This is a genomic window from Streptomyces sp. NPDC059564 (assembly GCF_042735575.1).
In the GTDB taxonomy this organism is placed as follows: domain Bacteria; phylum Actinomycetota; class Actinomycetes; order Streptomycetales; family Streptomycetaceae; genus Streptomyces.
The window spans coordinates 1-7,116 of record NZ_JBHWBP010000383.1 but is presented as its reverse complement, the minus strand read 5'-3'; the positions used below and the strand labels follow the sequence as shown (position 1 = coordinate 7,116).

General features: G+C 73.1%; 10 protein-coding genes. 5 read left to right on the top strand and 5 right to left on the bottom strand.

The window, feature by feature from the left end:
• Positions 1–226: LLM class flavin-dependent oxidoreductase (locus ACFV0Q_RS35910; RefSeq protein ID WP_385011370.1), on the bottom strand; the 226-nt coding region annotated here is incomplete at its 3' end.
• 354 nt (positions 227–580) lie between these two features.
• Here ACFV0Q_RS35910 and ACFV0Q_RS35905 point away from each other — a divergent pair.
• Positions 581–970 carry an ATP-binding protein gene (locus ACFV0Q_RS35905; protein ID WP_385011369.1) on the top strand — a complete coding sequence of 130 codons (390 nt, stop codon included), beginning with the start codon at positions 581–583 and terminating at the stop codon, positions 968–970.
• Between the two features lie 263 nt (positions 971–1,233).
• Complete coding sequence (locus tag ACFV0Q_RS35900) at positions 1,234–1,434, top strand: Tn3 family transposase (protein ID WP_385011367.1); 201 nt, start codon at positions 1,234–1,236, stop codon at positions 1,432–1,434.
• Positions 1,435–1,528: 94 nt separating this feature from the next.
• On the opposite strand, the gene ACFV0Q_RS35895 is transcribed toward ACFV0Q_RS35900, so the two are convergent.
• The 4 genes from ACFV0Q_RS35895 to ACFV0Q_RS35880 form a co-directional block, all read right to left on the bottom strand.
• Positions 1,529–1,822, bottom strand: coding sequence for a DUF1330 domain-containing protein (locus ACFV0Q_RS35895; protein ID WP_385011365.1), 294 nt, complete (start codon positions 1,820–1,822; stop codon positions 1,529–1,531).
• A 33-nt stretch (positions 1,823–1,855) separates the two neighbouring features.
• Positions 1,856–3,289 carry an MFS transporter gene (locus tag ACFV0Q_RS35890; protein ID WP_385011363.1) on the bottom strand — a complete coding sequence of 478 codons (1,434 nt, stop codon included), beginning with the start codon at positions 3,287–3,289 and terminating at the stop codon, positions 1,856–1,858.
• Positions 3,286–3,648, bottom strand: coding sequence for a MarR family winged helix-turn-helix transcriptional regulator (locus ACFV0Q_RS35885; protein ID WP_385011372.1), 363 nt, complete (start codon positions 3,646–3,648; stop codon positions 3,286–3,288). The genes ACFV0Q_RS35890 and ACFV0Q_RS35885 overlap by 4 nt, the downstream gene beginning before the upstream one ends.
• A 192-nt stretch (positions 3,649–3,840) precedes the next feature.
• Entirely contained in the window at positions 3,841–4,029 is a 189-nt protein-coding gene (locus ACFV0Q_RS35880) for a transposase (protein WP_385011361.1), read from the bottom strand.
• Between the two features lie 359 nt (positions 4,030–4,388).
• Here ACFV0Q_RS35880 and ACFV0Q_RS35875 point away from each other — a divergent pair, with 359 nt between their 5' ends.
• The 3 genes from ACFV0Q_RS35875 to ACFV0Q_RS35865 all read left to right on the top strand — a co-directional run bounded on the left by ACFV0Q_RS35875 (position 4,389) and on the right by ACFV0Q_RS35865 (position 6,941).
• Positions 4,389–5,156, top strand: coding sequence for a dienelactone hydrolase family protein (locus ACFV0Q_RS35875; RefSeq protein ID WP_385011359.1), 768 nt, complete (start codon positions 4,389–4,391; stop codon positions 5,154–5,156).
• A gap of 102 nt (positions 5,157–5,258) precedes the next feature.
• The gene (locus ACFV0Q_RS35870) at positions 5,259–5,954 is read left to right on the top strand and encodes an AAA family ATPase (RefSeq protein WP_385011357.1); all 696 of its coding nucleotides are present in this window, start codon (positions 5,259–5,261) and stop codon (positions 5,952–5,954) included.
• Between the two features lie 444 nt (positions 5,955–6,398).
• On the top strand, positions 6,399–6,941 hold the full coding sequence (locus ACFV0Q_RS35865) for a GNAT family N-acetyltransferase (protein WP_385011356.1): 543 nt from the start codon (positions 6,399–6,401) through the stop codon (positions 6,939–6,941).
• The last annotated feature ends 175 nt before the right edge of the window (positions 6,942–7,116 follow it).

Genomic DNA, 7,116 nt, shown 5'->3' with positions numbered 1-7,116 from the left:
GGATCAGGTTCTCGGTCCGCGCGGCGAGGTAGCCGAGCATCGTCGTCGGCGAGGAGGGGACGAACGGCGGGTTGTGGTGCTCGCCGGTGGCGAAGACGTCGAGGCCGACCTCCTCGGCCTTCTGCGCGATCGCGAGCATCGCCTTGATCCGCTCGTGCTCACCCGGTACGCGTCCGGTCGTCGGATCGGCCGTGACGTCACCGACGGTGAAGATCCCGAACTGCATGGCTCCCCTTCCCAATGTTGTTGCGAATTCAACTATATCGGGAACCGAGGATCCTGGCGACGTATTCCTGGCCCCGGACGTTCGGGCGCCGGGGCCGCCTCGTCCTTTCGGCTGACGGCGCCGCCCGCCCGGCCGCCCCGCGCCACCCGGCGGGCGACCCCGTCCCGTCACGCGCCCGGCGGGCCGCCCGAGCGTGCCCCGTCCCGCCCGCGCCTCCTCCGATCAGCCCCTCATCGACGGCCACAGGGCCGTGGAAACGGGCGGAGGCGGCTCCTAGCCTGGACACCAAGGGGCGACCACGCGGCGCGGACCGGTTCCCCGGTCGCCGCCACCGACACACAGCGAGGGCCTGCCATGTCCGCTCGGCTGATCGACATCTCCCTGCCCGGTGACCTCGCGGCCGCCGGTCTGGCCCGCAAGACCCTCGGCACGTGCGTAGCGGACCGGGACCTGGCGGACGACGGCGGGCTGCTGCTCAGCGAGGCCGTCGCCAACGCCGTGGAGCACGGTGGCAGCGACCGGCTGCGGCTGGTCATCCGGCACGACACCGCCACCGGCTCGCTGATGTGCGCCGTACGGGACGGCAGCGCCGAGATGGCCCCTACCGTGGGCACGGCGGCCGGCTGCGCGGAACGCGAGTCCGGGCGCGGCCTCGGGATCATCGCCGCCCTGAGCCTGGCGTGGGGCTTCAGCACCGACGGCTTCGGCAAGTGGCTGTGGTTCTGCCTGGGCACCGCGGCCTGAGCCCCGCGCCGCACGGTCGGCGCGCGGCCTGCAGGCGGTGGGCGCGGTCGGCGCGCGGCCTGCAGGCGGTGGGCGCGGCCGCCCCCGGACCGGGTGGGCCGGGGGCGGCCACGCCGGGGGTCCGGCCGACCTACGCCGGCGCCGTCGGAGTGTCGCTGCGGCCCGGCCGGCACCCGGGGGAACCGACGCTGCCCGCCGACGGCGGTTCCGTCCGGCACCAGGGGTACCTGGTCGTACGGGAGTGACCGCCGTCCGGAGTCGGGGTGGAAGAGGGATGGGAGATCGACCCGGAAGACCTGGCGCACATCTCGCCGTACCTGACCGAACACATCAACCGGTTCGGCGAGTACAGCACCCACGGACTCGGCATCCAGCCCGAGGCCTACGACCCGAAACTCGACGTCGACTGCACCCCGCTGCGCGAGCAGGACCTGACCGCCGCCGGTCTCGGCCAGGCTGCCTGAGCCGTGAGGGAACCAGCTGGTGACGCCCCTCACGGGAGCGGGCCGGTATACCCCAGAATCCTGCTGCTTCAGTGAAGATCCGACTGGACCTCGGTCAGTCGATGCCTTCGACGATGCGGAAGTCGCGCTCGACGCCGTCGGAGAGGACGACCAGCGCCTCCTGGTAGGCCGCACTCTCGCGCGCCGCGACGGCCTGCTCGAAGCTGTCGAACTCGATCAGGATGGTGCGCTCGGCAAGTCCGGCGTCATGGGCGACGACCCGGCCGCCACGGACGAGGAGCCGCCCGCCCCCGGCCTGGACGGCCGGGCCGGCCAGCTTGTTGTAAGCAGCCAGCTTCTCAGGGTCTGAAATGGTGCGGTAGACGCTGACCCAGTAGCCCTTGGGCATGGAACCTCCAGTGTTGGGATGAGTGCATCTGGCTTACGGGTTGGTCTCGGACGAGCGTCGGCGGGCGAGAGCGAGGCTTGTCAGCGTCGTGATCGCCATGGCGCCGATGCCGACCAGCGCCGCGGTGGTGTAGGCGCTGTCGTCGGGGAAGAGGTGGCCGGGGCCGGTGCCCGCGGCGAGGATCAGGCCGCCGATGGCGCTGCCCAGGGAGTACCCGACGCTGCGGACGACGTAGTTGAAGCTCATGGCGCTCGACGTCTCGCTCTTGGGGGTGAAGGCCAGGATGACTCCGGGCATCGCGGCCGAGAAGCCGCCGACGCCGAAGCCGAGCACACCCATCGCCGCGAACAGTTCGGCCAGGTCCGACCGGGCCGCCGCGAACAGGGCGAACCCGCCGCCGACCACGACGGCGCTGCCGGCCAGGAGCAGGGGGTCGGCGATCCGCGTCCGGACCCGCCGCGTGAGCTTGCCGGCGACGAACCCCAGCACCGAGAACGGGATGAGGACCAGCCCGGCGACGAAGGTCGTCAGCCCGAAGCCGTAGCCGGCGCCGTGCGGCGTCTGCGCGTACCGGGTGATGAGCGTGAGCAGGAGGTACATGCCGATCCCGCCGACGAACATGGCGAGGTTCGCCCCGGCGACCGCCGGGTGCCGCACCGCCCGCACATCGACCAGGGGCGTCGTGCTGCGCAGCTCGATGACGGCCCAGACGCAGAGCAGCACCACCGCGACGACGGCGAGGCCCGCCGCCACGGCGAGGTGCCGGCTCCACAGATTCCGTTCGCCGGCGAGGAACAGCACCAGGAGCAGCGCAGCGGCCAGGACGACCGCGCCTGCCACGTCCACGTGGGCGGAGCGGCCTTCGGGGGCTTCGGGCATGGAGCGCCACGCGGTCAGGAGGGCGGCGGCGGTGACGCCCAGGCCGAGGCCGTAGGCGGCCCGTACCCCGCCGAGCTCGGCGAGCAGTGCGGCCAGCGGGTAGCCGACGCCGGCCCCGATGATCGAGACCACCGAGATCAGGGCGATCACGCCCGCGCTGCGCTCCTCGGGGAGGTGGTCCCGGGCCACGCCCATCATCAGCGCCGTCAGCCCGAGCCCGACGCCCTGGGCCGCCCTGCCGGCCAGCAGCCACGCGAACGGCAGCGGCAGCACGGTGAGCGCGCTGCCTGCGACGACGACCGCCAGCGTGGCGAGGATCGTGACCCGCCGGCGCCGGCCGGCGCCGAGCCGGCCCAGGACCGGCGTGGCGACGGCGCCGCTGAGCAGCGCGACGGTCAGCGTCCACTGCGCGCTGCCGAGCGAGACGTGGAACGAGGTCGCCACGCTGGTGATGAGCGGCGTCCCGAGGCTAGCGACCGCCGCCACGACCAGAGCGATGAACATCAGGGCGGGGACCAGCGGCCGCGCCTCGGAACGCGCCACCGGGAACGCCTTCGCCGCGACCCCGCCGACCGGCTGCCCGGTCACTGCTTCGGCCCTCCGCGGTCCTGGCTTTCGAGCTCTGCCAGATGCTTCAGTGCCGGAAGGGCCGCCACCAGCGCCTCGACCTCGTCGCCGGTGAGCTCGTCGATCAACCGCTCGAACGCGTGGACGCCCGCCTGGCGCCGCGTCCGGACATAGGAGGCGCCTGCCTCGGTCAGGCACACCAGCGTGACCCGCTTGTCGGACGCGTCACCCCGCCGCTCGACCAGGCCGGACTCCTCCATCACCCGGACCAGGGTGGTCATCGCGGGCTGGGTGACGCCCTCGACCGCGGCCAGATCGGTGATGCGCCGCGGGCCGGTCCGGTCCAGGGTGGCCAGGGTGGCGGCGGACGTCAGGCTCATGTCCCGGGGCAGGCGTCTCGCGGCCCTGGTGGCCAGGCCGTAGAGGGCTGCCCCGATGGCGGCGGACGCGCCAGGAGCGGTGTCTTGACGACTCATGCTCGAAGCATAGCATTTTTATATTCACAGTTTATGGAAATGGTCGACTGCCGCGGGCGGCGCGCCCCTTGAGCAGGCCGGCCCGCCGAATCAGGGTCAGCGCCGGGCCCAGCAGCCGGTCGGCGCGGTCGCCCTCGCGAGCCGGTCGCGGAAGTCGGACAGCACGCCGCGGTGGAAGCCGGGGTCTTCCAGCTCCAGGCCGAGGGCGTACTTGAAGTCGATGCGGCAGCGCACCTCCTCGCGGCGGCGCTGGCGGTCCGACAGGTTCAGCGCGTACCGCAGCACGCAGACGGTGGCCGGCTGCGCGGGCGAGAGCCCGGGGCGGCCGTCGCGCGGGTACCAGCGGTGAAGTCCTCGTCGCTGAACAGGCCGTCGAGGCGGTCGCGGATCCACATCGCAGCGGTGCCGTGGGGGTTGCCGGCCGGGGCGACCCTCACGGTCAGCGCCGGGACCCCGGAATCCTGCTGCGAGGGTCAGCCTCCAACGCCGTGGCCCGGGCAGGTGATCCGATAGCGCTGCCGTGGGGGCGGGGTTTGTGACGGTTCTTGTGGGCCCTCGCCGTATTTCAGAGGGATACCCGCGCTGTTCTGCCAGCGGCAGAACACCGGCCGGACCGGGCCCGACGATCACTACAGTCCAGTCTCATGACGACGATTACGACGCGTATGGTCGAGTATCCGGCCGACGGTTTGACGATGATCGGGCACCTCGCGCTCCCGGCCGGTGTCGACCGCCGGCCCGCGGTGCTGCTCGGACCAGAGGGCATGGGGCTCAGCGACGTCGAGCGCCGCCGGGCCGATGCTCTCGCCGAGCTGGGATACGTAGCGCTGGCCTTCGACCTTCATGGCGGGCGCTATTTGGGCGACCCCGAGGAGATGCTGGCCCGTTGCCTGCCACTGCTCGCCGACCCCGAGCGGATGCGAGGGATCGGCCATGCGGCGCTCGATGTGTTGCGCACCGAACCGCGGACCGACCCCGACCGGATCGCCGCCGTCGGCTATGGCACGGGGGGTGCCGTCGGGCTGGAACTCGGGCGCGCCGGCGTCAGCCTGCGCGCGATCGGGACGGTCAACGCACTGACCACGGGCCGACCGGGCGAGGCGGCGCGCATTCGCTGCCCGGTGTGGGCCGGGGTCGGGTCGGAAGACCCGATCATGCCGTCCGCGCAACGGAACGCGTTCACCGCCGAGATGCAGGCCGCGGGCGTCGACTGGCGCCTCACGGTCTACGGCGGCGCCTTGCACGCCTTCCACCACCCGCCGGTCGGCCACCCCGTGGTCCCCGGCGTCGGCTACCACCCACGGCACGCGCAGCGAGCCTGGCGCGACGTCGTCGACCTGCTCGCCGAGTGCCTGCCCGCGACGGAGGATCTGGGGCATGACCCAGGTATGCATGCTGGCCCCGGGCACTGACAGTCCACCACACCCCGAGTCCGGCTTCCCGTCCGCCCGTGCGGGGCCGGTCGCGTAGCCTCGGGGTCGTTCCACGACCCCGCATCCGGACGGCCCGTCACCTTGAGCACACCCCTCAGCACCGAGTACCCCGCAGGACTGCCGCAGGTCCCCGTCCCGGCGGCGGACCGGCCCGGCCCGCCGCCCGGCCGGGTCCTGGCCCCCCGTGGCGTCGTCGACCTGCGGCGCCGGTCCGGCGGTGACGTCAGGCTGTCCTATCCGGCGGACGCCGCGGTCGTCGTCGCCGGACTTCCCGGGAGCGGGAAGAGCACGCTGCTGCGCGCGTGGTCCCGTACAGCCATCGTCGTCGATCCCCGCGCCACCCGCACCGCGCACGAGGCACGGATGCCCGACTGGCTTCCGTACGGGGCGTACCGGCCCTGGGCGCGGCTGAGCCACATGCGGTGGATACGTTCCGAGATGAGGCTCCGCCACCCCCTGCTCATACACGACTGCGGCAGCAGGCCTTGGATGCGCCGGTGGCTCGCGCACACGGCCGGCCGGTCCGGCCGTCCCCTGCACATGGTGGTCCTCGACGTCGGGCCCCAGGAGGCGCTGTCGGGCCAGCACGCCCGCCGCCGGACGGCCTCACCGCGGGTCTTCCGGCTCCATCGGCGGGGACTCGCGAAGCTGCTGGACCGGATCGGGCGCGACGGCCTGGCCGCGGCCGCCGGCTCCGGCATCGGCTCCGTGGTCCTGCTCGACCGCGGCCTGCGCGACCGCCGCGCCGTCTCGGTGGAGTTCGGGGCCGACCGCTGACGAGTACCGCTCCCACGCCCGTTCCCCCGTACTCCCGGGGAGATGTACACGTCACACAGCCGGGCGAAGTCGGGGTGGCCGGTCACCACGCGGGCATGGCCGACCTGCAGACCGGAAGCCTGCTGGTGGAAGCCGAAGTTGAGGTGCGTGTCCCCCGACAGCCATCGGTGACCGGAGCGGGATCGATCCGGGCGGAGTCGGCGGGTACCTCCTCATCGGCGGGAATCCAGTGGTCATGGCCTTATCCACACAGTTCCGGTCCCCGCCGACCCCTGATTTCCGGACCCCCGCCCCACGGAGCCGCCGGGACCCGGCCGTCCTTCGAACGTCCGATCGGTGAGACGATCTGGGGACGGAAGAAGACGGGGGCGGAACACCGGTCGGCCCTCGCGCCCGACGGCGGTTGCCCCGCCCGTCGCGAACAGGCCACGGAGGTTCCTCAGCATGACCAGCACGACATCGTCGTTTCCCCAGCGGATCGAGCTCTCCGGGGAGGGCCTCGTCCTGCGCGACTGGACCGAGGCGGACCTGGCCACGATGCCGGAGCTCTTCGACCACCCCGACATCGCGTACTGGACGCCGATCGTCTCCCCCTTCGACGACGCGGCCGCCGGCGCGCGCCTGGCCCGGGCGCGACAGTTGCGGGAGGAGGGCGTGGCCGTCCTCCTCGCCATCACCGTCGACGGCGGCGCACCCCTCGGTGAGGTGATGCTGCGGCGCGCCCCCGAGGGGACCGAGATCGGTTACGCCGTCGGCCCGGCCCACCGCGGCCAGGGGCTGGCGGTGCGCGCGGTGCGGGTGATGGCCGACTACGCCTTCGGGCAACTGGGCGCGCAGGAGGTCGTCCTGGAGCTGGAGCCCGAGAACGCCGCCAGCGTCGCCGTGGCCACCAAGGCGGGCTTCCGGCTGCTCGACGTACCGCTGATCACCGGTGAGGAGAAGGGACGGCCCTTCAGCCTGCAGACGTGGGGGCTGACCCGCCCCTGACCCGCCCCTGAGGTCCCCCGCCCCGGTCCGCCCGGGCGGCGGGGTGGGGAAGCCAACGTGAACGCGTACGGGGAGGGCCCGGGACCGCGGCCTCGCCGGCTCCCGCGAACGGGCCCGGCGCGGCCGCGTACGGAACGACGTACGGGGGGGGCGGCACATGAGCGTGCAGCAGTAC

Excerpts from the sequence above, each read along its gene's own strand:
- ACFV0Q_RS35905 (WP_385011369.1), top strand. The coding sequence starts at position 581 with ATGTCCGCTCGGCTGATCGACATCTCCCTGCCCGGTGACCTCGCGGCC.
- ACFV0Q_RS35895 (WP_385011365.1), bottom strand. The coding sequence starts at position 1,822 with ATGCCCAAGGGCTACTGGGTCAGCGTCTACCGCACCATTTCAGACCCT.
- ACFV0Q_RS35885 (WP_385011372.1), bottom strand. The coding sequence starts at position 3,648 with ATGAGCCTGACGTCCGCCGCCACCCTGGCCACCCTGGACCGGACCGGC.
- ACFV0Q_RS35875 (WP_385011359.1), top strand. The coding sequence starts at position 4,389 with ATGACGACGATTACGACGCGTATGGTCGAGTATCCGGCCGACGGTTTG.
- ACFV0Q_RS35865 (WP_385011356.1), top strand. The coding sequence starts at position 6,399 with ATGACCAGCACGACATCGTCGTTTCCCCAGCGGATCGAGCTCTCCGGG.